General features: G+C 51.9%; 21 protein-coding genes and 1 riboswitch. Of the genes, 19 read left to right on the forward strand and 2 right to left on the reverse strand.

What is annotated here, in order from left to right:
• The first annotated feature begins 10 nt into the window (after nucleotides 1-10).
• The 5 genes from AC0YN4_RS10220 to AC0YN4_RS10240 all read left to right on the forward strand — a co-directional run bounded on the left by AC0YN4_RS10220 (nucleotide 11) and on the right by AC0YN4_RS10240 (nucleotide 2,766).
• Entirely contained in the window at nucleotides 11-1,372 is a 1,362-nt protein-coding gene (locus tag AC0YN4_RS10220; RefSeq protein WP_475781362.1) for a glycosyltransferase family 2 protein, read from the forward strand.
• Between the two features lie 99 nt (nucleotides 1,373-1,471).
• On the forward strand, nucleotides 1,472-1,759 hold the full coding sequence (locus tag AC0YN4_RS10225; protein WP_475781363.1) for a nucleoside-diphosphate sugar epimerase: 288 nt from the start codon (nucleotides 1,472-1,474) through the stop codon (nucleotides 1,757-1,759).
• A 25-nt stretch (nucleotides 1,760-1,784) separates the two neighbouring features.
• A complete protein-coding gene (locus AC0YN4_RS10230; RefSeq protein WP_475781364.1) occupies nucleotides 1,785-2,138 on the forward strand; it encodes an alpha-helical endospore appendage domain-containing protein in 354 nt (117 codons plus the stop codon).
• Complete coding sequence (locus AC0YN4_RS10235; RefSeq protein WP_475781365.1) at nucleotides 2,138-2,458, forward strand: hypothetical protein; 321 nt, start codon at nucleotides 2,138-2,140, stop codon at nucleotides 2,456-2,458. Before AC0YN4_RS10230 ends, AC0YN4_RS10235 begins: the two co-directional genes overlap by 1 nt.
• A complete protein-coding gene (locus tag AC0YN4_RS10240) occupies nucleotides 2,455-2,766 on the forward strand; it encodes a hypothetical protein (RefSeq protein WP_475781366.1) in 312 nt (103 codons plus the stop codon). Before AC0YN4_RS10235 ends, AC0YN4_RS10240 begins: the two co-directional genes overlap by 4 nt.
• Before the next feature lie 58 nt (nucleotides 2,767-2,824).
• Here the strand turns inward: AC0YN4_RS10240 and AC0YN4_RS10245 are convergent, their stop codons facing one another.
• Nucleotides 2,825-5,038, reverse strand: coding sequence for a putative bifunctional diguanylate cyclase/phosphodiesterase (locus AC0YN4_RS10245; protein WP_475835737.1), 2,214 nt, complete (start codon nucleotides 5,036-5,038; stop codon nucleotides 2,825-2,827).
• 119 nt (nucleotides 5,039-5,157) lie between these two features.
• Nucleotides 5,158-5,259, reverse strand: a riboswitch (cyclic di-GMP riboswitch).
• A gap of 256 nt (nucleotides 5,260-5,515) precedes the next feature.
• Here AC0YN4_RS10245 and AC0YN4_RS10250 point away from each other — a divergent pair.
• The 6 genes from AC0YN4_RS10250 (at nucleotide 5,516) to AC0YN4_RS10275 (ending at nucleotide 15,000) form a co-directional block, all read left to right on the forward strand.
• Nucleotides 5,516-6,664, forward strand: a complete 1,149-nt coding sequence (locus tag AC0YN4_RS10250) for a GntR family transcriptional regulator (RefSeq protein WP_475835738.1) — start codon at nucleotides 5,516-5,518, stop codon at nucleotides 6,662-6,664.
• A gap of 18 nt (nucleotides 6,665-6,682) precedes the next feature.
• The gene (locus AC0YN4_RS10255) at nucleotides 6,683-9,031 is read left to right on the forward strand and encodes an AraC family transcriptional regulator (RefSeq protein ID WP_475781369.1); all 2,349 of its coding nucleotides are present in this window, start codon (nucleotides 6,683-6,685) and stop codon (nucleotides 9,029-9,031) included.
• Nucleotides 9,032-9,249: 218 nt separating this feature from the next.
• Entirely contained in the window at nucleotides 9,250-10,185 is a 936-nt protein-coding gene (locus tag AC0YN4_RS10260) for an ABC transporter permease (RefSeq protein WP_475781370.1), read from the forward strand.
• Between the two features lie 15 nt (nucleotides 10,186-10,200).
• Nucleotides 10,201-11,091 (forward strand): carbohydrate ABC transporter permease, encoded by an 891-nt coding sequence (locus tag AC0YN4_RS10265; protein WP_475835739.1) that lies wholly within the window; start codon nucleotides 10,201-10,203, stop codon nucleotides 11,089-11,091.
• 102 nt (nucleotides 11,092-11,193) lie between these two features.
• Nucleotides 11,194-12,780: a DUF3502 domain-containing protein gene (locus tag AC0YN4_RS10270; RefSeq protein ID WP_475835740.1), complete on the forward strand. Its 1,587-nt coding sequence runs from the start codon at nucleotides 11,194-11,196 to the stop codon at nucleotides 12,778-12,780.
• 231 nt (nucleotides 12,781-13,011) lie between these two features.
• Nucleotides 13,012-15,000: a methyl-accepting chemotaxis protein gene (locus AC0YN4_RS10275; protein ID WP_475835741.1), complete on the forward strand. Its 1,989-nt coding sequence runs from the start codon at nucleotides 13,012-13,014 to the stop codon at nucleotides 14,998-15,000.
• 393 nt (nucleotides 15,001-15,393) lie between these two features.
• Here AC0YN4_RS10275 and AC0YN4_RS10280 read toward each other — a convergent pair whose 3' ends face one another.
• Nucleotides 15,394-15,600 carry a cold-shock protein gene (locus tag AC0YN4_RS10280; protein ID WP_475781876.1) on the reverse strand — a complete coding sequence of 69 codons (207 nt, stop codon included), beginning with the start codon at nucleotides 15,598-15,600 and terminating at the stop codon, nucleotides 15,394-15,396.
• Nucleotides 15,601-15,801: 201 nt separating this feature from the next.
• Between AC0YN4_RS10280 and AC0YN4_RS10285 the strand changes: the two genes are divergently transcribed.
• From AC0YN4_RS10285 to AC0YN4_RS10320, 8 genes are all read left to right on the forward strand, one after another.
• A complete protein-coding gene (locus tag AC0YN4_RS10285; RefSeq protein ID WP_475835742.1) occupies nucleotides 15,802-16,896 on the forward strand; it encodes a CgeB family protein in 1,095 nt (364 codons plus the stop codon).
• A 44-nt stretch (nucleotides 16,897-16,940) separates the two neighbouring features.
• A complete protein-coding gene (locus AC0YN4_RS10290) occupies nucleotides 16,941-18,086 on the forward strand; it encodes a CgeB family protein (RefSeq protein WP_475781375.1) in 1,146 nt (381 codons plus the stop codon).
• A gap of 163 nt (nucleotides 18,087-18,249) precedes the next feature.
• Entirely contained in the window at nucleotides 18,250-19,773 is a 1,524-nt protein-coding gene (locus tag AC0YN4_RS10295; RefSeq protein ID WP_475835743.1) for a glycosyltransferase family 4 protein, read from the forward strand.
• Nucleotides 19,774-19,813: 40 nt separating this feature from the next.
• Nucleotides 19,814-20,911 carry a non-hydrolyzing UDP-N-acetylglucosamine 2-epimerase gene (gene wecB / locus AC0YN4_RS10300; RefSeq protein WP_475781377.1) on the forward strand — a complete coding sequence of 366 codons (1,098 nt, stop codon included), beginning with the start codon at nucleotides 19,814-19,816 and terminating at the stop codon, nucleotides 20,909-20,911.
• On the forward strand, nucleotides 20,901-21,884 hold the full coding sequence (locus AC0YN4_RS10305; protein WP_475781378.1) for a polysaccharide biosynthesis protein: 984 nt from the start codon (nucleotides 20,901-20,903) through the stop codon (nucleotides 21,882-21,884). Before wecB ends, AC0YN4_RS10305 begins: the two co-directional genes overlap by 11 nt.
• Nucleotides 21,881-22,723, forward strand: a complete 843-nt coding sequence (locus AC0YN4_RS10310; RefSeq protein WP_475781379.1) for a dTDP-4-dehydrorhamnose reductase family protein — start codon at nucleotides 21,881-21,883, stop codon at nucleotides 22,721-22,723. The genes AC0YN4_RS10305 and AC0YN4_RS10310 overlap by 4 nt, the downstream gene beginning before the upstream one ends.
• Nucleotides 22,720-23,670, forward strand: coding sequence for an NAD-dependent epimerase/dehydratase family protein (locus tag AC0YN4_RS10315; RefSeq protein WP_475781380.1), 951 nt, complete (start codon nucleotides 22,720-22,722; stop codon nucleotides 23,668-23,670). The genes AC0YN4_RS10310 and AC0YN4_RS10315 overlap by 4 nt, the downstream gene beginning before the upstream one ends.
• Nucleotides 23,580-23,849, forward strand: coding sequence for a hypothetical protein (locus AC0YN4_RS10320; protein WP_475781381.1), 270 nt, complete (start codon nucleotides 23,580-23,582; stop codon nucleotides 23,847-23,849). Before AC0YN4_RS10315 ends, AC0YN4_RS10320 begins: the two co-directional genes overlap by 91 nt.
• The last annotated feature ends 7 nt before the right edge of the window (nucleotides 23,850-23,856 follow it).

Consider the following 23,856-nt stretch of genomic DNA (forward strand, 5'->3'; position numbering starts at 1 on the left):
GGCAGAGCGGATGAGAAGGCAAGCGCATGCGCATCGCAAGCGGAAGAAATCGACGGCTACGAGTACCTCTGCAGCCCGCAAAACGAAGAAATCCAGCCAATTTCCAATCGGAATGGCAGCCGGCTATCAGGAAGGTGTCCGCACGGGGTACTTTGGCTTCGGTACTTATTTTGAAGGCACAAGCATCATTATTCCAAGCTATAACAAAGTGGACTTCTTGAAGAAATGCATTGCCAGCATCGAGCTGCATACGCCGAGCGCCTATGAGATCATCATCGTCGACAACGCGTCTACGGACGGTACGGCCGCCTACTTGCGCGGACTCGGCAACAGGGTTCGGTTTCGGGTGCTTGAGACGAATCGAGGCTTCGCCGGCGCGATTAATATCGGCATGATGATGGCGAAGGGATCTTACTTGATGCTTCTCAATAACGATACGATTGTGACAGAGCGTTGGCTGGGCAATATGCTGGCCTGTTTGAACAGCGATCCCGCAATCGGCATGGTCGGTCCGGTGACGAACTATATCAGCGGCGATCAGCGCATTGAAGTGCCGTACAAGACGGTAAGAGGCATTGCGCCATTCGCAAGACTGTATAATATTCCTAACCCGGCCAGATGGCAGCGAACGGACCGATTAACGGGCTTCTGCCTGCTGTTTCGCCGCGAACTTTGGGATCGAACCGGTTACCTCGACGAAGGCTACCGGATTGGAAACTATGAGGACGACGATTACAACATCCGCGTACGTCTGCAAGGGTATACGCTTGTCATCGCGCGCGATTCCTTCATTCATCATTTCGGCAGTGTAAGCATGAAGGAGCTTGGAACGAAGTTTGTAGAAGTCAACGATCATAATTTGCAGGTGTACGTAGAGAAATGGGGGAATCCCCACGATCTCGTCTATCAGGTTCAAGCCATGAACGCAGCCGGTGACCGCGCACAAGGAGAAACCGCCTTCTTTCCAGAGCATGTCATCGTTCGCGGAGTGTCCGGGGCGCTCTACTGGGTGGAAGGTGGTATGCGTCGCCCGATTGTAGGCCAAGTTACCCTGCCTATCGTACGGCTCTCGCAAGTGGATTTGCGACGCTGGCCAATCGGGGAGAGCATTGCAGTCGAAGCTGTTGAAGCTGGCTGGCACGGAAGAAGCATTGAAGGGGCGCTGACGATGCAAGGCGTTACGGCTGCTGGTGCGGACGGCAGTTTCTATGTGGTCGCGAACGGCGTTCGGAGAAGAGTGGCAAGCGCGAAAGCAGCGGAGGCATGGTGCCTGCAGTGGAAGCCTGCAGGATTGGTGACGGAGGAGCAGCTCGGCATGCTGCCTGAAGGATTGCCAATCATTGCTCCCGTTCAGGTTGCCGATCAGTTATAGCGCACAGGAGTCTTGGCTGTGCCAAGCGGAGAGGGCGGCGCATATGTTAACAAAGAGACCGATTCCTGATATTGCGATAGGTAGAGGAGGGACTGCGCCTTGCAGCATATCGTAACGGAAATGATTGAGCATATGTCACATTCCCATGAGCAGCTGGCGCGCGTCTTGGAGGCGAAGCGTCATGTCGCAGTCCGGATGGCACAAATTGTGCACGCATTGCCGGATACGCACCCAAGCTTCGGCGGGGTCAGCGAGCTGATGGATAATTCTCAGGTGATGACGAAGAGTGTAGTGGCCTATTTAAACAGCATTGCAGAGCTGCAGGAGTCGCTTGCCCTTACGATTTCGGTTGTTATGAAAGAGATGGACGTCGAGGACGAAGAATAGGCGGAGGAAAGGAAGCGTGCCCGTTATGAGTCGAGAAACCGCATATATCCGAATGCTGGACGCCTCCGCTAAGCTGCAGTGGAATGTGGCGATGATTCTGGAGGCAAAGGCCGTCGAAGCGGAGAAGGTACGCGCTTGGCTGTGCAATCATATTACGCCGGACGCATTTACGGAGCAGCAAGACCAATGGAAGTCCTCGATGATGGTACATGATCAGCTTGTCGAAGTGATTGACGGGCTTGCGAAGCTCAATCATGGGATGACCAATGTACTGAAGGCGGCACTGCGCCAGGTGGATGATATGGGGATGGGGGCGGGACCGATGAACGGCATCGAAAATATGCTGAACGGACCGTTTGATATGGGTGATAGGCACTAATGAATTGGAGCTTGAAGGAGCGGGAGGTACGAATCGAACTGCTAGCGTCGCTCTCCCGCAGCCAGCAGGCCGTCGCTCGAATTCTGAACAGCGTCGCAGCTGAAGCCGAGCGGGCATCCGGTCTGGCAGAAGCCATACAGCGCAACATGAAGCGGCTTGAGGCGATGCAGCTGACGCTTACCGCAATGGTAAGCGCCATGGAGAGCAGTCAAAGCCAAAGTCGAAGCAGAGACAGCCGCTCTGCCAAGCCATGGCTGAATGCTGCCGTGCAGGTTGGTTCGCATCCAATACGGGAAGGTAAAGGAGGAACCGGAAAGTGATTGCAGCGGGAATAAGCGGGAAGATCGTCAGCAAGTCACCAATCACACCACGGGTCACACCGAACAAGTCTTCAAGCAAGGCAGCAGCAGGCAGCCAGAAGAAGGCTACCTCGATTACGAAGCGCAAACGCACGAAGTCAGGCACCGGCAAATCTTCCGTGCGTAAGCAGAAGCGTGGAAGGAAGCGGGGTTTAAGCAGTCCGGGTTATAATCGAGCCTTCGATAATGCTTATAATCAAGGCTATAACCTCGGCTTTGCCAAAGGATTCGAGGATGGCCATCAGCTCGCCTATGAACAGCAAACCTAATGATGATCAAGCAGCTTGGAGGGAGTTCGGGCCATCATAGGAACGGGCTTGTACTCCCCTACGAATTGCTTAGCTCATGGACCGGAGTAATCAGCAGCTCCACTTCCTCAGCCGCAATAGGGTAGCCGATGAGATAGCCTTGAGCACCGTCGCAGCGCTGTTCCTTTAAGAGTGCAAGCTGAGTCTCGTTCTCAACCCCTTCAGCGAGGACTTGAAGCTTGAGACTATGAGCCATACCAATGATCGCCGTGACGATTGCCAGATCATCTTGATTGTGACCAATATTGCGAATGAAGCATTTGTCCATCTTAAGGGTGTCCACGGGAAAAAGGCGCAGATAGCTAAGCGATGAGTATCCGGTTCCGAAGTCATCAATCGAAATAGCAACGCCGAGCGCCTTCATTTCATGCAGCTTCTCAATAAGCGGGGCTTCGAAATTCGATGAAGCAACGCTCTCTGTAATTTCAAGTTCAATGAGCCGTGGTTCAACCGCAGTGGAGAGCAGGATCGCCTTCAGCATATCAATCAGGTTGTCCTGTTTGAATTGGCGAACCGATAAGTTCACGGACACCGGCAAAGGAGACAAGCCCGCTTGCTTCCAAGCATTGATTTGATTACATACCTGCCGTATGACCCACTCTCCTATCGGAACAATAAGCCCTGTTTCTTCCGCAAGCGGAATAAATTCAGCCGGAGGAACGGCGCCGAACTTGGGATGCGTCCAACGAAGGAGAGCCTCGAAGCCGTTCAAACTGCCAGCTTGCAAATCCTTCTTGCCCTGATAGAGCAAATGCAGCTCTCCCTGCTGCAGTGCTTTGCGCAAGTCCTGCTCCAGCATCATTTTCCGTAAATTAACTTCGTTCATCTCATTACTATAGAAGGCGTAGTTGTTTCTTCCCCGCCTCTTAGCCGCATACATAGCCGCATCTGCGAGAATCAGAAGCGTATCGGCATCCTTCCCGTCTTTGGGATACATAGCGATTCCGATGCTTGTCGTAACGATGATTTCTTGACCTCTGAGAATAAAAGGTTCAGAGAGCCGCTCCAGCAGAGGGCCAACAAGCGTCCCCACCGTTTCAGCATCGATATTCGGCAGCAGGATGACAAACTCGTCGCCGGCAAGTCTGGCCGCAAATGCAGCTGGCTGCAGCGATGCCTGAAGCCGTTTCGCGAAGCTCTTGAGCAGACGGTCCCCCAGTGGATGACCGAATGTGTCGTTGATGGATTTGAACCTGTCCATATCAAGGAACAGGAGAGCGAAGCTGCATGGTTTGTGTACCGCATACCGGAGCTCTGCATCGAGCTTCGTTATTAATTGATAGCGGTTGGGAAGATCAGTCAGTTGATCGTGATAGGCCATATAGTTGATGGTTTCACGAGCCTTCTTCGTTTCCGTTATATTTCGGAAGTTTGATAGGATCGCGGGCTGATTGTGAAATAGAATCGAGATGGAATTGGTTTCAACGTCGATCACTTCACCGTTTAGCTTGTAAATGCAGAGCTCCGCGTGATTAACGGCAGTGTGGCCCTCTATGAGGTCGGTTGATTTGGTTCGCATCATCTCGTGATACTCCGGCAATGCGATGTCAAACACATTGACGCCGACTAACTCATCCAGATGCTGTGCGCCTAACATCGTTAGCCCTGATCGATTCATGTGAACGATTTTATAGTCGATCTGTACAATATTAGCTTCGGGAGACAGCTCGAAAATTTGCCGGTACCGATTCTCGTTATCCAGCGCTTTCTTCTCGCTTCGCTGCGCATGTGCGATGATTCGGCGTCCAATGATGCAAACGCTGACACAGGTGATACAGCTCATGGTGAACAAGGTGAATTGAACAATTTGGTAGAGCAGATCCGTTGCGAGCATATAGGGGTTGAATAATTGATGGGTGATGAGTACAAGGATGCCATATCCACTTGCCATTAGTGTCACAAAGCGGTCCAGATAGATGAGGGAGAGAAGCGCAAAGAGGAAAACCACGGTGCCGGAGTTTGATGTTGGGATAAACCACATGACGATGAAGCAGAGCAGGAACGAATAGGCTGAAATAATGACTTTTCCTTTGAGCGTTTGATAGGTTTGTCGGTAAATGAAGTAGAGCACAACGCCAAGCGGGATAACGGAAGCGACGAATCGAATAAAGACTTGAAAGGTAATTAGCTCAAGTGCAAGAACGGTTACATATATGGGAATAGAAGACAGAATAAGGAATATTAATGTGTATGTCAGAAGCTTAGAACTAAACTGCTCGTAAGGGGTTGCCAAGCCGTACACATCCTTTCTACGTCAAATAGGTATACAAAAATCCTCGGGCTCGAAGCAAGATGGCGGTAACAGACCGATACGCATCTTCCCGCTTGGAGAACCAAGGTCAGCAGATTAACTTCGGCAGTCTGGCTGTCGTATCTCATCGCATTTATAGGAGAATAGACTTAGACCCATTGACTTTGCGTCCCCTGCTTTCGTAGGGTTTGCCTGCGAAAAATGATTCAGTTTTGACGAATAATGTAGGAATTTAGCGCTATTTCTATTTTCCATAATATCTCAAACTAGCGAATGAGTCTCTGGAACCTATTTAAAAGGATAGAGTTGGTATTTATAGGTGATATTGATGTCTTAGTTGCGTAAGTGAAGGACTAAAGGTTCATAAAAGTAGGCCTATATACATGTGGTTCATCAATTTCAGACTCTGGATTGACACAGATGATACACATATCATATAGTCAAGCTAATCTAGCAGAGATGAAGGTGAATAGGCTGACTATATTCCCGTATCACCGGATTAAGGAAGATATTCGAAAGCGCATACATGCTGGAGAGTGGAGGGACACTTCACGCCTGCCTTCCAGCCGGAATTTGGCGGAGTCCTATCAATCCAGCGTTAATACAATAGAGAAGGCGATTAAGGAATTGTGTGGGGAAGGGCTTCTGACACGAGATAATCGCCGAGGTACATATTTGGCAGATGGAGGGCTCTTGTCTCAGCCGACCAGTCGAATAAGGAGCGGGAATGGGAACGGGAGCGGACTCATTGCTGCATCGGTTATCGGTATCGATAATCCGCTATGGGGAGCCGCTCTGCGCGGGATCGAGGATGTGCTTCAGCCGAAGGGCTATCAGCTCATGAGCAGCAGCGATAATCGCAGCCTAGATAAGCTGGAGTCATTCGTTGCGAGCGCGATTGCAAGGCGAGTGGAGGGGATTATTCTGAGTCCGATTCACGGCGGCCAGGACGAGCCTCGCAGTCGGCAGATCTACGAGGAGTTAGCGGGTTGCGGCATTCCGGTCATTTTTCTGGATAGGCGCGTATGGGACACCGATATTCCTTTTGTGACGAGCGATAACGCTTCAGGCGCGTATTCGCTTACGAAATTGCTGCTTGCCAAGGGACATCGGCGGATTGCATTCGTACGCAATTCGGACCTCAGCACGTTCTATGAACGGCTGCTTGGCATGAGACAAGCGTTTATTGAAGCAGGCGTTTCTTTTGAAGCTGAATACGACTTATGCATCCCGACTCGGTTCGAGAATTTCGAGAGCGAGTTCGAAGACTTTGTTGCTCGGCTTGCGAATGCACTGGAGATGACGCGGTACACGGCTGTATTTGCAGCGAATGATCAGATTGCCGAGGCTGCGCTCGCTGCACTTGAGCGGCTTGGCAAGCGTGTCCCGGACGAGATGTCCTTTGTTACTTATGATGCGCAGGGGTTGAACGGGAAACTCCAACTAGATATTACAGGTGCGAACCAGCCTTTCTATGATATGGGACGAAGTGCTGCCCTTCAGTTATTGCACGCGGCAGAAGGCAAGCAGCCGATTGCGGTTGCCGGGCATATATGCAAAGCGGACATTCATTACGGCAGTTCGGTTTGGGAAGCAAAGATTGAATAACAAGGGTGGTACTTGCTTATGAGCTTCATTCGTCTGTTTCAAGAGAAGAAATATTTGCTGCGCATATTCTTGTGGATCACCAGCATTATTTTGCTAATCGTCGTTTCGTTCTCCACGCTTGTGTATGTGAATGTAGAGAAGAAGGTGTTCAAGAGCGAATACGAGAACAGCCAGAAGGTACTCTCGCAGATGAAATACAACATCGATTATCTCGATACGATGATTCGCAATATTACCCTCTCCACCTATGGCAGCAACGACGTGAAGGCGCTTATGTATTTGAACGATGAGGAAACGTACGAGCATTTGAATGTCATTAATAAACTAAACGCGACGATTGTGGCGAACAATCCATTCATTCAGTCCATCTACATCTATAACAATCATAAGAAACTATATTACTCGACATATGGCGATTTGTATCATAAGGACGCAGAGCTCGATAAAGTATTGCAAAGCTATACGAACATTCCGGTGCTCCGTGCAATCGTGCGACGCAGTGCGGAAGCCGCTGATCAAGGCGCAGCCGGAGCTGCTGCGAATACGGTATTAAGCTATGTGATGTATGAGACGACGGATCGCGATAACCGTATGGATGGCGCCATCATTCTGAACATAAAGCTGGACTGGCTCGTCGATAACATCCGTGCGATTAACCGGATTGAGGCCGGCGCGCGAAGTGAGCTCTACATCTTGGACAGCGGCAATGGGCTGATTGAGACCGATCCGGGTAATCCGGTACAAACCTCAACATTCGCGAATACGATTAGGCAAGCTTATGTGGACCAGGCGGGCAGCTCAGAAGGCTTGGCTGCGCAGCCGTCAGGTTTCTTTAATCAAAGCATTGGCGGCGAGAAATATATCATCTCGTATATTCGTCTGGAGAAGACCGGCTGGACACTGCTTGATGCGAAGCCTTACAAAGAGGCGTATGCGAACTTGAAGCAGCTGCTGGATACGATTCTGCTCATTACATTGGCGATCTTTGCCGGTGCGCTGCTGCTGACCTTGTCGGTTTCAAGAGGGATCTACAAGCCGGTCAGAAGGCTGATGGAACAGACCTCACGCGGCGGATCTGTGGCTCCGGGAGCTAAGGATGAATTCTCCTATTTGACCGAGGTGTATCAGAAATCAAGAGAGCAGCTGTACGAGTATCATCTGGAGAAAAACAATAATACCGGCATTATGAAATTGTATTTTCTCAAACGTTTGCTTGTCGACAGCTTCAGTATGAGCGGCACGGCATTCGGGGAGGCGCTGCATTCGCTCCATCCTGCGTTGTCGCAGGAGAAGCCGTTTCTGCTTTGCGTGCTGCGTATCGACAACTATAAGCTGTTCATGACGAAGAGCTTGGTTGAGCGAGAGCTTCTGCGCTTCGCAATCGCCAACATAACGACAGAGGTGATTAGCAGGTCATTCGCTCAGCAAACCGTAGATATGAAGGATGATTCGTTCACGATCCTTCTCAATATTGATTCTGCGCCGCAGCCAGAGATGGTTAAGGAGCTGCTGTCGGAAGCGCAGCATTACATTAAAGAGCATTACAAAATTTCCTTCTCTGTCGCCATCAGCGAGCCGATTGAACACTATCAAGCGATTGCGGCGTCGTACAGTCACACCTTCACGAACAGCTCCTATCGTTATGTGCGAGGCCATATGGCGATTATCACGCAAGCTGAGATCGATGAGCAGACGAGCAGTATTGATATGGAGCAGGTGATGGAGCTTACAGGCAAGTTCATCGAGGTTGTCAAGAAGGGCGATCCCGTGCGAACGGAAGAGAAATTCCGCGAGCTGTTCCGTTATATCCGCAAGCTGGAGTACAGCGATATTATGCTTGTCAGCATGCAGGTTGTGCATCATTTGAAGAAAGCTGTGTACGAAATGAACCGTTCCCTCAAGGAGCCGATTCATATTCATGCGAAGCTGCTGAATCGGGAGCTGTATGAGGAGGAGACGGCAGAGCAGTTCGAGGAGCAGCTGCTTGAAGCGGTTCAGACGATGACGAGTGAGCGCAAATCAGCTGCCGAGGAAGGCAATCAGGTAGCTGCAGATACGATCAAGGCTTTCATCGATTCGAATTATTTCGACTCTTCCCTCTCGGCGACCGATATTTCGGGCATGATGCGACTCTCCGCCTATAAGCTGAGCAAGATATCGAAGGAGCATTTCGGCATGTCGATACCGGAGTACATCAATCAAGTCCGGCTGACGAAAGCGGTGGAGTGGATGGAGAACTCGAAGCTGAGCATTCAAGAAATCATGCGCCGAGTGGGCATTGAGAATGAAAGCTATTTCTATAAATTGTTCAAGGCGAAGTTCGGCATGACGCCGCGTGAGTATATTGCCGGGCGGGGGAAAGGGTAGTCGTGAGTCGGAACATTCGCGTCACAGATTTAGAAAGGCCGCCGATCCCAGTATCGGCGGCCTTTTTTTGTTTTTGTACAGTGGATTTTCGGCAAATTTGAAAATCGTACAGTGCTTTTTTGACGCTGCAAAAATGAGCAGTTTCGCCGATGCCCCCGTGGGCCGTATGCTCAGAATCGTAAACAACGAAATCGCAAAACGGCACAAAGGAGGAGCACATGAGCAGAGGAATCACTTCGGTATTCAAGAAGGAATGGAAGCATTTCACGAAAGGCAGAAGCTTATTCATGATCAGCCTGCCTGCGATCATCGTCGTCTTTATTTTCTATTACCTGCCGCTCTTTGGCATCGTGATCGCATTTAAAGACATCAATTATGCCGATGGCATTTGGGGCAGCGCCTGGTCGGGCTTAAACAATTTTAAGTTCTTCTTTAACTCCCAGGATGCGATGCGGATAACGCGAAACACGCTACTGTTGAATGGGGTATTCATCGTCGTCGGGACGATCTGCTCCGTTATTGTTGGACTGCTGATGGCAGAAATGGGCAGAAAGCTCGTGAAAATTTTTCAAACGATCCTGTTCTTCCCTTACTTTCTCTCGTGGGTCGTCGTCGGGTTTGTCACCTACATTCTGCTTAATCCAACTTACGGCGTCATCAATAAAATTGTCGAACAATTCCACGGCACGGCCATTGATTGGTATGGCAATCCGTCCTATTGGCCGCTCATTCTTACGCTGACTTACCTGTGGAAGAACGTCGGTTACACCGCGATTATTTTCTTCACCGGCTTGCTCGCGATTGATTCGAGTTATTATGAAGCCGCTTCGATTGACGGAGCTTCTCGTTTACAGCAGATTCGCAACATCTCGATTCCACTAATTACACCGCTCATTACGATGCTGACAATGTTGAATATCGGCCGTATTTTCTACTCCGACTTCGGCTTGTTCTACTTCATACCGAGGGACGCAGGGATGCTCTACTCAACAACAGACGTCATGGACACGTATGTGTACCGATCGCTGCGCGTCGTCGGGGATCTCGGAATGGCCTCAGCAGCAAGCTTGTATCAGGCTGTTGTCGGACTCATCTTAGTGCTGACAACGAATCTGCTCGTTCGAAAATACAGCAAGGACAACGCGTTGTTCTAATGGAGGTGAGCGCAAATGCACGCAGCTAAAGCGGGCAGACTAGGCGGCAACAATGTAGGGATCGTACTGGTTCTGACCCTGCTGTCGATTCTGATTATTTTTCCATTGCTGTACGTGGTATCGGTCTCGCTCTCCTATGACGCCGACATTGCCAGGTACGGTTACCAGCTCATTCCGAAGCGGTTTACGTTTACCGCCTACTCTTATTTGCTTCAGAATTCGAAGCTGCTGCTGCAATCGTATTTCATTACGATTGTCGTCACGGTACTTGGAACCGCAATCGCTCTGCTTCTTACGTCTTCGATTGCTTATGTCATGACGCGCAAGGATTACAGGTACAGCAAAGCAACCACATTCTTCGTCTTCTTCACGCTTCTCTTTAATGCGGGACTAGTGCCTTCGTACATGATCATGACGAATGTGCTGCATCTGCAGGATACGATCTGGGCTTTGATCCTTCCCTATGGCGTCAGTGCTTGGTTCGCGATGCTGATGAAGGGATTTATGCAAGGGCTGCCGTTTGAAATTATTGAATCCGCGAAAATCGATGGCGCAACGGAGCCCGGCATTTTCGTGCGAATCATACTTCCGTTATCGAAGCCGGCCCTGGCGACGATTGGGTTGTTCTATGCGTTGGCATTCTGGAATGATTGGTGGCTGGCTATGCTCTACATTCAGAACGAGAAGTTGATCCCGCTGCAGTTCTTCTTGAACCGCATCATGACCAACATCGAGTTTCTGACGAAGAATGTGCAAGCCGGCATAAGCGTTGATCTGAGCGCGATTCCGACGGAATCTTCCCGCATGGCAATTGCGATTCTGGCTGCGGGGCCGATGCTGTTCGCCTTCCCGTTCTTCCAGAAATATTTGGTCAAGGGATTAACGGTCGGTGCAGTCAAGGGCTAAAGCCGGTGAATGATTGTGGCTCGGCCCAGCTTGAAAAGTTGTACTGGATTATCGGTCCGTTCTCGGATGATAATAAATAGTAATCACAGGAGGGTTATTTCAATGAGAAGAAGAGGGTTCAAGTTTGTTACGGCAACACTGACAGCGATTCTTTCCGTTAGCATGCTGCTTAGCGGCTGCGGCAACAGTAACACAGAGAATAATGCCAATACGTCCGCGAATACCGGCAATACAAAGGCAGACAACACTGCAGCGGCGAACAATTCGGCAGCGAACACGACTGCAACGGATGCATCCAAGCTCGACCCCTACGAAATTACATGGTATTTGCCTCAAAGCGTTTTCCCGGATGCGAAGCTTGTGCAGGATGAGATGAGCAAGATCACGCAGGAGAAAATCAATGCGACGCTGAACATTCAGCTTGTCGATTGGGGCACGTACGATCAGAAGATGCAGGCGATCGCCGCTTCCGGCGAGAAAGCGGATCTGATCTTCACCTCCAACTGGACAAACGACTATTTGCAAAATGTGAATAAAGGCGCGTTCCTCGACATTACGGATCTGCTCCCGCAGTACGGACCGGACATTCTCAAGCAGGTGCCGGAAGCAGCGTGGGATGCGGCTAAAGTAAAAGGCAAGCTCTATGCCATCATTAATACGCAAGTACTGGCAAGAACGCCGGGCGTCCTGATTAACAAGACGTTTCTCGATAAGTATGGCTTCACAGCCGATCAATTCAAGACGCTCCAAGATTTGACGCCTTTCTTCGAGAAGGTCAAAGCAGGCGAGCCGGATAAATTCCCGTTCAGCTTGAAAGGCGACACCGATGTTATGGGCAACTACGGCAGCGCGCTCGGCATCGAATATTTTTCGCAGAAAAACCCTGGTGTCGTCTATATCAACGATGACAGCACGAAGGTTGTTAATCTGTATGAAACACCTGAATTCACGAACTTCTTGAAGCTTATGCATGAATGGTTCCAGAAAGGCATCATCCGCAAGGATGCATCCACTTTGAAAGATACGAACTCCGATGAAATGGCAGGCAAATACGTGACCTCCACATTTACCGTGATCAACCCGGATACAGCGGCTAACCAAGCGGCTAAATTCGGCGGCGGAGATGCGGCGAACGTGGCGGCTGTCGAGTTCTCCAAGCCTTACATGAGCACAGGCTCCATCATTGCAACGATGACGGCGATCTCCCGTACGTCCAAGGATCCGGCCAGAGCGATGATGTTCTACAACCTGCTCTACTCCGATCCGCAGCTATTCAATCTGATGAGCTTCGGTATCGAAGGCAAACATTACACGAAGGCTGGAGACGACCTGATTCAGAAGATCGACAACACCGGCTACTGGATGGATTCCGGCTGGGAGTATGGCAATATGTTCAACTCCTACCGCACAAGCCCGACACAGCCGAAGTGGTTCCCTGCCGGTCCAGACAAGAATGCAGCTGCGATTCCTTCCAAGCTGCTTGGTTTCTCCTTCGATCCGAGCAACGTGAAGAGTGAGCTTGCGCAAACCGCTTCTGTTGTGGATGAGTTCTACGCCGGACTGGTAACGGGTATCGCTGATCCGGATACGACGCTTACGAAGATGAACGAGAAACTGAAGAAGGCAGGACTCGATAAGATTTTGGCGGAGATGCAATCTCAGATCGATGCCTGGAAAGCATCGAAATAATAGATGGGCCGGCGGTTCTTTCCTGATTAGGGGGGATCGCCGGCCTCTTTATTTTCTCCGAAAGGAAGTGCGGTTTGGCGGAGATAAGAGGTCGACAGCGCAAATATCTTTATGGAAAATTTACGCAAAATAGCGTCGAATCGAGGAGGTAATTGCTGAATTTTGTCGAAAATGTATCGTACTATTGAAGTGCTTGCTGGGGATGACTACGATTAATAAGGAGGAAACACCATGATTACAGCTATCTTTAATCCTGCTATTAAACTGATGAATCGCTTGAACTACGCACAGAAATTTATCATTATAGGCGTAGTTCTCATCATCCCTGTCGCATTATTGATGTACTTCTACATTTCGGAGAAGAAAGTCGGCATTGAATTCGGTAAGAAGGAATTAATCGGAAACCAGTACAATGCAGGACTGAAGAACATGCTTCGGATTGCACTGGACTTGCGTGAGCAGACGACTTCGCTGCAATTAGGTGAAATCGGCAGTGAGGCTGCGATTGCGGAGAGTCAGAACTTGATGACGATGGCGATGAAGCAGCAGCAAACGCTTGAAGACAAATATGGGTCGAAGCTTGGTACGGAAGCGGGTTGGAAGAAGCTGCTGGCAGACTGGCAGGATTTCAAGAGCACCTTGCCTAAAGCTGGCGTCGTGGATGACAAGTATACCCAATATGATGTGTTGGTACAGGATCATTTGAATTTAATTACACTCGTAGGGGATCATTCGAATTTGGTCTTGGACCCGGATTTGGATTCCTACTATATCATGGATATTAGCTTAGTGAAGCTTCCGTATATGACCGATTTGCTCAGCTCATCCGCTGTCATAGCGAACCGAGCGATTTATGATGGAGAGATGACACAGTCGACCAAGCGACGATTGGATCGCAATTTGACGCAGATTCAGAGCAATCTGGCGGAAATTGAGAAAAATTTGCAGACGGTTTACGCCTACAACCCCGGCTTGAGAGAGGATATGGGCCGCGTTGCAACGGAGTCGGCAGCTTCTATCAATACATTTCTAGAGCTGATGAATGAACGTTTTATGGAAGCGGATCGAGTACCGGCAGGTGCAGGCAGTAAAGACGATCTAAGCGATGAAGTGATATCGGCAGCTTTCTCTCTGTACGAGACATCTTCGTCAGTTCTCGATGACTTGCTCCATAAGCGGGTAGACGGATTTACCTCTGAACGGTTGCAGAGCACGCTCTTTATCTCGCTGCTCTTGCTGCTTGCGACTTATCTGACCATCGGCTTCTGTATTTCCACACGCAGCTCGCTGCGTCAGTTGGCGGATATTTCTGCTAAGGTGGCAAATGGCGATCTGACCGTGAACAGTCCATTTACGTCTAGGGACGAGGTTGGCCAGTTCTCCCGTTCTTTTAACGATATGGTAGCGAGTCTGCGCAGCGTCATAGCGCATATGAAGGAGTCGGCGAATTCCGTTTCCGTAGCTTCCGTCGATATCACGAAAAGTACGGATGAGATCGCCAGAGGCAGCAATGAACAGGCAAGATCGGCACAATCGATTAATGAGCTGATGCAAGAGCTATCGGTCGCAATCGATACCGTTGCCATCAGTGCGGAAGGTGCGGCTAACCTGTGCGGCGATACGCGAAATGTAGCGGAGGAGAGCGATCGAATCGTGCAGCGCTCGATCCAAAGTATGGATGTACTCAGCGACAAAATGAGCACCTTGCAGGAAGCATCGTCGAAGATCGGTGAAATCATCGGCGTCATCGATGAGATTGCGCAGCAAACCAACTTGCTCGCCTTGAATGCGGCCATCGAAGCGGCTAGAGCAGGGGAGAACGGCAAAGGCTTCTCCGTTGTAGCGGAGGAAGTACGTAAGCTGGCCGAGCGCAGCAGCGCGGCGGCGAAGCAGATTACCGGCATTATCGGGGAGATGCAAACCTTCACCTCGGAGAGTTCGCAAGCAGCGCTCGATTCCGTTCTGTTCGCTAAACAAACCGGGGAGTCACTGGTGCACATTACTCAGAAAGTAGGCGAGGTTACGGCGCAGGTTACCGATATCGCCGCTGCCAGCGAGGAACAGTCGCGGCAAACAAGGGAAGTACTGGAGGCCATCGAGAACATCGCGGCAGTCAGCGAGGAAGCTTCAGCCAGCTCCGAGCAGACGGCAATGAGCTCGCAAAGCCTCTCCGGACTGTCGCAGCAGCTGTCCCAGTCAGCGGCTCGGTTTACGGTTTAGTCATAAGGTGCCAAGAAAGTCCCCCGCGGGACGTTCTTGGCACTTTTGTTTTGGAAAGCGATCCACATAAAACCAGGCCGAAATGAGGCGGAGAGTTCAAGAATTGAACTCTCCGCGAACCAACTAACCTTGTCCCTCCTGCGTCGGATGCTGAGAGTGCGAAGCGATCGCTCAGCCGCGGAACCCACGCCATTAGTCCGTGCCGGTAAGCAGCATATCCGCTAACAGCTCCCCAATGAAGCGTGATGACCAGGGGTTCGGCGCAGCTGCATCACCCGGCATCCGCCGAAACAGCAACATGAAGAGGCTGACCTTCAATCATCATTGATGATTAAGAGTCAGCCTCTTCATGCTGATTATCTGTTGCCGACCCATAGCATAGGTCCGGCAGCTTTACTGGAAGCTGCGCTTCGTGCCGTTGGTAAGTACGGGCAGGCTTTTGATATCGCTGGTCATGCTGGAGTGGCAGATGGGGCAGTTGGGGAATTCGCCGAAGGAGAAGTCATTTCGCATCCAGCAGCTGCAACCCTCGTTACTGCATGTCCAAATGGATGTTTGTTCTTCCGGAATCGGTTCAATCACTTTCTTTGAGAAATGAATAATCAAGCCCTCCTTCATGTTCATGCCGTAACCTCTTTTAATATGTGACTGTATTGCCAGAAATATACTACTTTTTTCTAGACAATCTGCCTTAGGGGTCAAACGCCAATTTTGCGAGCCAAGCGGACAAGTGACCAAGAGCCTTGCCTGTCATTCGCATATATATGGAGACAGAATACTCGAAAATCAGGGGTGGAGCGCGTGCAGGCGAAGCGGAAATTTAACGCCAAAGCAGCAAGAAAAGGATTCGCCGCAGGATACAGCAACGGCCAGCGGGATGGCGCTTGCGACTTTATCTACAAGCGACTGCATCCGGCCGCAGCATTCCCGAAACGGAATGTCTGTGTGCTGTATATACCGCAGGGCTTCGAAGCAATCGACCAAGGCATCGTTGAAGCGCTACGCCATACCGTACGCGAGGTGCATGTAGCAGATGCCAAGTTCATGGCGGAGCAAGCTTCGTTCATCAGGCCGGATTGGATGCTGGTGCTCAACGGACTGCATGTGTTCCCGGACAATCATTTGGAACAGGTCGATGCGGTGCGGGCAATGGGCATTCGTACGGCCATTTGGTTCGCCGATGATCCCTATGTGACTGCAGATACGGTGCAAATCGCGCCTCATTACGATGTTGTCCTTACTCATGAGCTGAGCACGGTGGACTTATACAGAGGACTTGGATGCGCTGATGTTGTTTACATGCCGCTAGCTGTAGACCCCAATTGGTTTAAGCCTATGAAAGTGGAGGCGGGGCATCGCAGCGATATTTGTTTTATCGGGCAAGCATTCTGGAATCGCGTGGAGCTCTTTGATGCCATCGCTCCCTACTTGAAGAACCGCAAAGTGTTTATAGCAGGCGGCTTGTGGGATCGACTGCGCAACTATAAACAGCTGCAGAAATTCATCCGAATGGGCTGGCTGCCGGTCGATGAGTCGATCCGTTATTACAACGGCGCCAAGATTGTCATTAATATGCACCGGACTACGGAGCGGGGCAAGGACAATAAAAACGAGCTGAACCTACCCGGCCAATCCATTAACCCGCGCACTTACGAGATAGCGGCATGCGGCACGCTGCAGCTGACAGATGTGCGTGAAGATTTGCATAACTACTATGTGCCTGGCGTGGAACTCGACACCTTTCATTCACCGGATGAGCTCATTATGAAGCTGGATTACTACTTAAATCATGAAGAGCAGCGCAGGCAAGTTGCCTTACGGGGGCTGCATCGAACATTGAAGGACCATACCTTCGTTCAGCGTTTGCAGCAGGTTGCTGAGGTGTTGAAGTGGTAATACGTCGCAGCAAAAGAAAGTTCAGGCAGGGAGGAGTGGATGGGATGGCGACCAAAACACGAAGACGCCGAATTCGCAAAGGTAAAGTGGCTCGGGGACTTCGGGGGGAAGCGCGAGGCAGAGTAGACGGCTTCCGACTTGGCTGGCAGCACGGCCATTGGTTCGGTCAATGCGAGTCGGTTTTGCAAAGTACGGCACAAACTCAGATTTTCCCGGTGAGACAGGCGCATGTGCTGTTTGTCGCGACAGGGAAGGGATTTCCGTATTCACCGCTCGATGAGGCCATTGCGAACGCACTTCGTGCACAGGTAACGCAACTGACCATTACGGACACCTTGCAGCCTGTAGCGGATATCGCGATGCGGATCAGACCGGACATTGTAATCGTCCTCGATGGTTTGCAATTCAATGTCGCGCAAGCCGATGCCATGCGGGCAGCCGGCATTCGTACCGCTATATGGCTCACGGATGATCCTTACTACACGGACATCACCTCAGGCATTGCGCCTCATTATGACGAAGTGTTTACGCTGGAGCTGGTTTGCGTGGACTATTACCGCCGCCTAGGCTGTCCGAATGTTTATTATTTGCCGCTCGGAGCAGATCCGGCATCCTTCAGGCCGCGCAATCCTCTGAGATCGCAGCGTCATGACATTTGCTTCATCGGCTCGGCTTACTGGCGGCGCGTCGAGTTTTTTAACGAAGTGACGAAATTTCTCGCATCGAAGGATACGCATATATCCGGCATCTGGTGGGAGCGGCTGAAAGATTTTCAACTGATGAAGAGCAAGATTGAGCTGGGCCGCTGGATGGGTCCGGACGAAACCGCAAATATGTACAACGGAGCCAAAATCGTCATTAACATGCACCGTGCCCACGATGATGAAACCTTCAACAACAACAGTGCTGGCATCGGCGCGATCTCGCCGAACCCGCGGACGTTTGAGATTTCGGCTTGCGCAGCGCTGCAGCTGACGGATATTCGCAGTGATCTCGTGTCCTTTTACACGCCGGATGTGGACATTGTCACCTACTCTTCGCCGCAAGAGATGATCGATAAAATTCAATATTACCTGGCGCACGAGGAAGAGCGCAAAGCAATCGCCATGCGCGGCATGTACCGGACGATGCGGGAGCATACGTATGGCAAACGGATTGAGCGGATGCTTGCGATATTGTTTCCCGGTTAAGAGGGGGACAGCTATCATTCATAGTGAGCAGCGGAGATAGAGTTGCGAGTATTTTGTGCGTTTGGAAAGGTTCAAATGTCGTGCCGTTTAAGTAGCCGTCACAATATATTGTACAACTAGGGTTTTGAAAGCTGCGATGAAAAGGCGGAGGGGAGTCAACCAATTGAAGCTTAGCAAACCAAAAATGCTAGTATTCTCGCATATTTGCAGCCCGCAATATGTGACAGGCGCTGAGAAACTGCTGCTGTTTATGGTCAGGGAGCTGTTGCCTTCCTTCGCCTGCACGCTTGTCGTTCCCAATGAGGGCATTATTGCCGCAAATGCTCGCAAGCTGGGAATTACGGTCATTGTGCATCAAATTCCACTCGTCGTGCCTCTATATCTAGGACTCTCTCATATGACGGATGAGATAGGCACTCACCAACGTGACCCCCTATGGCTGCAGTTGATTCAGCTCATTCATTATGAACGTCCGAGTATCATCATTGCCAATACATGCGTTCATCCACTGCCTGCTATCGCCGGTAAGCTGCTTGGTATTCCGGTCGTCTGGACGGTTATGGAAGCCATTCGAGAAACGCCTCACACCGCGCTCGCAGCTTCCGTTATCGAGCAATATTCGGACTACATCGTCGGCATCTCAGAGACGACACTGGCACCGCTTCGCACGCCGGGTATGATTCCCAAATCGACGCTGATTCCGCCATCTTGGCATCAGAGCGAGCTGAATCCGCATAGCTGGCAGCAGCACCGCATCAATCGGCGCAGGCAGCTGGCGATTGCCGATGAACAACGATTGGTCGGGTACATTTCATCGTCAATCTTCGAAGCAAAGGGACTTGAGCATTTCATGCAAATGGCCGTAAACACGGCCGAGCAGCATCCCCTAGCGATGTATCTCATCGTGGGCAACCCAGTGGATCAAGGCTATTTTGACAAATGCATAGGCATCGCCAGAGATCGCGGACTAATGGAGCGATTTCGCTGGATTCGGTTTGAAGAGCAGGTGGAGACGGTCTATCCGGCCATGGATGTACTCGTTGTACCCAGTTTAACGGTGGAAGGGTTCGGTATGACGGCGCTTGAGGGTATGGTGTTCGGGAAGCCGGTCGTCGTGTACGGCTCCGGCGGACTCTCCGAAATAGGCCGAGCTACAGGAAACGAAGCCTACGTTGTTCCAATGGGGGACACGGAAGGACTGAAGCACCGCGTGTCATCGCTGCTGGCTGATGAGGCGGCGATGCAAGCAATTGGCGCGCGCAATGTCCAAGCGGCGCATGAAGTGTATGGGGTTAATGCCTATCGTGAACGGCTGCTCAGGTTCATTGCTACGCTGGTTCTTCGTGGATATACACCGCCAACGGTACTCAAAGGCAGCAGCACAGCTACAATCTACAAGTTTGACAATGGCGTTCTCCGGCCTTTTCGATCGACGCGCTCCTTCCACAGAGCAGGTCATCGAATGGAAGAGATTCGCGAGGTTCCGGATGTTTACATTGCCGCATGGCCGAAAGGCGAGCCGATTGGCACGGCGTACAGAAGTAGAAGAAAGGGCCGCAAACGACTGACAGGCCGAGTAGGGAAGAACCGGCGCCGCCAAGGCGTTCGGAAGCAAAGCAGCTTGAAGCGCCGAAGGCAGCCGGGGCGCCAGAGGAATCGGGCAAGAAGCGCTAAGAAGAAGCGATAGCAGCTTGCCCGTCAATTGAACGACGAAGGAGGGACGTTTCATGCGCGTTGTAACGATTTTGGGCACGCGCCCGGAAATTATACGACTGAGTCTTATCATTCAGAAGCTGGATGCGCTGGCCGAGAAGCATGTGCTCGTGCATACAAGACAGAACTTTTCGCCGTCGCTTAGCGATGTGTTCTTCCGGGAGATGGGGCTGAGGCAGCCGGACTATATGTTCACGGAGACACGGCAGACGCTCGGCGGGCAATTGTCCGTCATGTTTGCAGAAGTGGAACGCATTCTGATCGCCCATGAGCCGGATGTAGTGCTGCTGCTTGGCGATACGAACAGCGCACTGTGCGCCATCATCGCCGAACGGATGGGGATTCCGGTTGTCCACATGGAAGCCGGCAATCGCTGCTACGACCTATCGGTGCCCGAGGAGAAGAATCGCCGGATTATCGACGCCATCGCTAGTATCAACATGCCATACACGTCATACAGCAAGAACAACTTGCTGCGTGAAGGCTTTCCCAGCAATCGCATTGTGCTGACAGGTAATCCGATCCATGAAGTGATTGAGCATTACAAGCCGCAGATTGATGCCAGCGATGTGCTGGAACGCTTCGGTCTGCAGGCTGGCAGCTACGTGCTCGTGACAGCGCACCGCGCGGAGAATGTCGATGTGCCGGAGCGACTGACCGGTATATTGGAGGGGCTTAATCGCGTAGCGGCGCGTTTTGACAAGCGTGTCATCTGCAGTGTTCATCCACGGACGAGATCGCGGATCGACAGCGGGTCAGTGAGCGTGGAAATGGATGAGCGGGTCGTTTTCTATGAGCCGCTGGGGTTCTTTGATTTTGTCCGGCTGGAGCAGAATGCCTTCTGTGCCATTACAGACAGCGGTACCGTTCAAGAAGAATGCTGCCTGTTCGGTGTTCCAACCGTCACGATTCGGCAAACGACGGAGCGTCCGGAAACCATTGACTGCGGCAGTAATGTTGTATGCGGATTGAAGGCGGAGCGAATCGAAGAGGCTGCGGTCATCATGACTTCGCTGCCTGCAGCTTGGGAGTGTCCGGACGGGTATTTGGCCAAAGATGTGTCGGATAAAGTGGTTAAATTTGTGCTTGGAGGGAAATGGAATGTTTACTAATCAGCGCATACTGGTCACCGGGGGAACAGGGTCCTGGGGCTACGAATTGATCCGCCAGCTGCTGCCTCAGCAGCCCAAACAAATTATTGTGTTTTCCCGTAACGAGTCCAGCCAGGTGGCGATGAGCCGCACGTTTGAGGATTCGCGTCTGTCCTTCTGCATCGGAGATATTCGGGATAAAGAAGCATTGATGCGTGCGTGCGAGCGGGTCGATTACGTGTTTCATTTGGCAGCGCTGAAGCATGTGCCCGTTTGTGAGGACCAGCCGTATGAGGCGCTCAAAACGAACGTCATCGGAACGCAAAATGTCATCGAGGCCGCCATCGCAAACGGGGTCAAACGAGTAGTCTATATCTCCACCGACAAGGCGGCGAACCCGTCGAATTTCTATGGCATGACAAAAGCGATTGGCGAGAAGCTGATCGTATACGCGAACCTGCTGCATTCCGATACGACATTTGTCTGCGTGCGCGGCGGTAATGTACTTGGCACGAACGGGAGCGTCGTGCACCTGTTTATGAATCAAATCCGAGAAAAGGGGCAAGTGCGGATTACAGACAAGAACATGACGCGCTTCTTCCTGACGCTGCAGGATGCCATCACGTTGTTGTTCAAAGCATCGGAGGAAAGCATTGGCGGAGAAATCTTCGTGATGACGATGCCAACCTGCCGGATTGTGGACTTGGCAGCCGTGTTGATCGATGACTTAGGTATTCCCGCGACGATGGTGACAACAGGGATTCGGCCAGGGGAGAAAATACATGAGATTCTGCTGACAGACCATGAAAGCACGACTACGGTTGTGTACGATGAAGAGTATTTGGTCATTCTGCCAACTCTTGATATTCCGGGGCTTCGGCAGCATTACAGCAGCTATCCCAGCGTCGATTTCGAGAGCTACAGCTCCAGTCAGTCCTTGCTGACGAAGGAAGAAATTCGTTCGATGCTGGTCCGGGGCGGGTTTCTGTCATGAAGCTGCTCATTATCGGAGGAAGCGGCATGGCAGGTCATGTTCTGATCCGGTATTTTGAACAGCTGCATCCGGAAATGGATGTTGTGTACACGACTCGAACGGCAGAGGGGGGAGCTAAGGGGCTTCAGTTGGATGCTGCAGACAGTGAGGCTGTAGCTGCTCTTGTAGGTGCAGTTAAGCCGGATGTCATCGTCAATGCGGTGGGCGTTCTGAATCAGGATGCGGAGCAGCATTCGCTTGCCGCTTATCAGGTGAATGGGTTTCTGCCTCATTGGCTGCGACATCTGGCCGATCATCTGGGCACGCCGGCACGCGTCATTCATATCAGCTCCGATTGTGTGTTCAGCGGGATGAAAGGCGGGTACACAGAGCAGCATGTGCCGGATGGCACCTCCGTATATGCGAGATCCAAGGCGCTCGGCGAAGCGCCGAGCTCCCGCCATCTCACGATTCGCACGTCCATTATTGGGCCTGAGATCAGGCCGCAGGGGATCGGATTGCTGAAGTGGTATCTCGCGCAACAAGGAACCGTCAACGGCTATGCGAGAGTGTGGTGGAACGGGGTTACGACGCTTGAGCTGGCCAAGGCAGTGGATTATGCCATTGCAAATCCGGAGATTGGGGGATTGGTCCATTTGACAGCTGCCGAGACGGTAAGCAAGCTCACGCTGCTGCACTTGTTTCAATCCACCTTCCACGTAAACGGGATCAAGATCGTACCGGATGATCGGTTGTATCTTGATCGGACGCTTGTATCCTCGCGGAGCGATTGGGGCTACCGTTCACCTAGCTATGTACCGATGCTGGAGGAGCTTGCGAACTGGATGAATGAAGGTTGAGCCGCCCGCGCCTGCTGGTAACAGGGGCCGGCGGCTTCTGCGGCGAGCATGCCTGCCGCTACTTTAGCGAGGCAGGCTGGGATGTGACGGCGGTCGTTCGCCGTCTGCCGCAGCCTGATGCAGAAGAGTGGGCATGGCTGAACGCCGTTCATGCGGTGCTGGCTTGTGATCTGGCCGCGCAATCCGAGGTGCTGGCGCTTATCGAGAGTGCCAAGCCGGACTATGTGCTGCATTTGGCAGGTGCCAATGCGGTTGGCGCCTCATGGAATGACCCTGCAGCTGTGCTGCAAAGTAATGTGATGGGTACCGTACACGTGCTTGAAGGTGTACGGCGGGCAGGGACTGCGTGTCGTGTCGTCGTAGCCGGCTCGATGCTGCGCTTCCCGCTCGTCGCGGCTGAACATGGTGGTGTTGAGCGGCCGCAGCCGCAGCATCCGTACAGCTTGAGCAAGACGATGCAGGTGCTGGTTGCCCAGAGCTGGACGTCGCTCTACGGCATGGAGGTTGTAATCGCCGAGCCGTCGAATCTGATCGGCCCCGGCCGATCCGGCGGCTTGTGCGCGCTGCTTGCGCGCTACGCGGCCAAGACGGAGCAGGCAGCGGCAAGCGGTGCTGCTGCGCCGGCGCCGTTCCGGCTGTCCTCGCGCGGCGAGCAGCGCGATCTGCTGGATGTGCGCGATGCGATTCGCGCCTATGAGCTGCTGCTGCGCGCCGGAGAGAGCGGCCGCATCTACCCGGTCGCCTCCGGCGTGATGCGCACGCTCGGCGAAATCGCGGATGCGTTCGATGCGCTGGCGCAGCATCCGCTGCAGTGGGAGGTTGGCGAGTCGCAAGCCGTCTCGCCGGCGCCGGTGAATTGCGAAGGCGTCATCGCCCTTGGCTGGACGCCGCTTATACCGATGGAGCAGTCGCTGCGCGAAACGCTGGAAGCGGCACGGCAGCGCTGAAGCTGGAGCTAGCGCTGGAACAAGCGCTGGAGCAGGAGCAGCTGGAGCATCTGGAGTATCTGAAGCATCTGGAGTATCTGAAGCATATGGAGTATCTGAAGTATCTGAAGTGTATCCGAGTATCTGAAGTATCGGGAGCTTCAGAAGCATCCGGAGTTGATGGTGAAGGACAACAATAGAGAAGAA

Source organism: Paenibacillus sp. J22R3, from assembly GCF_056269305.1.

Excerpts from the sequence above, each read along its gene's own strand:
- AC0YN4_RS10255 (WP_475781369.1), top strand. The coding sequence starts at position 6,683 with ATGAGCTTCATTCGTCTGTTTCAAGAGAAGAAATATTTGCTGCGCATA.
- AC0YN4_RS10250 (WP_475835738.1), top strand. The coding sequence starts at position 5,516 with ATGAAGGTGAATAGGCTGACTATATTCCCGTATCACCGGATTAAGGAA.
- AC0YN4_RS10270 (WP_475835740.1), top strand. The coding sequence starts at position 11,194 with ATGAGAAGAAGAGGGTTCAAGTTTGTTACGGCAACACTGACAGCGATT.
- AC0YN4_RS10265 (WP_475835739.1), top strand. The coding sequence starts at position 10,201 with ATGCACGCAGCTAAAGCGGGCAGACTAGGCGGCAACAATGTAGGGATC.
- AC0YN4_RS10275 (WP_475835741.1), top strand. The coding sequence starts at position 13,012 with ATGATTACAGCTATCTTTAATCCTGCTATTAAACTGATGAATCGCTTG.
- AC0YN4_RS10305 (WP_475781378.1), top strand. The coding sequence starts at position 20,901 with ATGTTTACTAATCAGCGCATACTGGTCACCGGGGGAACAGGGTCCTGG.
- AC0YN4_RS10260 (WP_475781370.1), top strand. The coding sequence starts at position 9,250 with ATGAGCAGAGGAATCACTTCGGTATTCAAGAAGGAATGGAAGCATTTC.
- AC0YN4_RS10235 (WP_475781365.1), top strand. The coding sequence starts at position 2,138 with ATGAATTGGAGCTTGAAGGAGCGGGAGGTACGAATCGAACTGCTAGCG.
- AC0YN4_RS10220 (WP_475781362.1), top strand. The coding sequence starts at position 11 with ATGAGAAGGCAAGCGCATGCGCATCGCAAGCGGAAGAAATCGACGGCT.
- AC0YN4_RS10290 (WP_475781375.1), top strand. The coding sequence starts at position 16,941 with ATGGCGACCAAAACACGAAGACGCCGAATTCGCAAAGGTAAAGTGGCT.
- AC0YN4_RS10230 (WP_475781364.1), top strand. The coding sequence starts at position 1,785 with ATGAGTCGAGAAACCGCATATATCCGAATGCTGGACGCCTCCGCTAAG.
- AC0YN4_RS10310 (WP_475781379.1), top strand. The coding sequence starts at position 21,881 with ATGAAGCTGCTCATTATCGGAGGAAGCGGCATGGCAGGTCATGTTCTG.
- wecB (WP_475781377.1), top strand. The coding sequence starts at position 19,814 with ATGCGCGTTGTAACGATTTTGGGCACGCGCCCGGAAATTATACGACTG.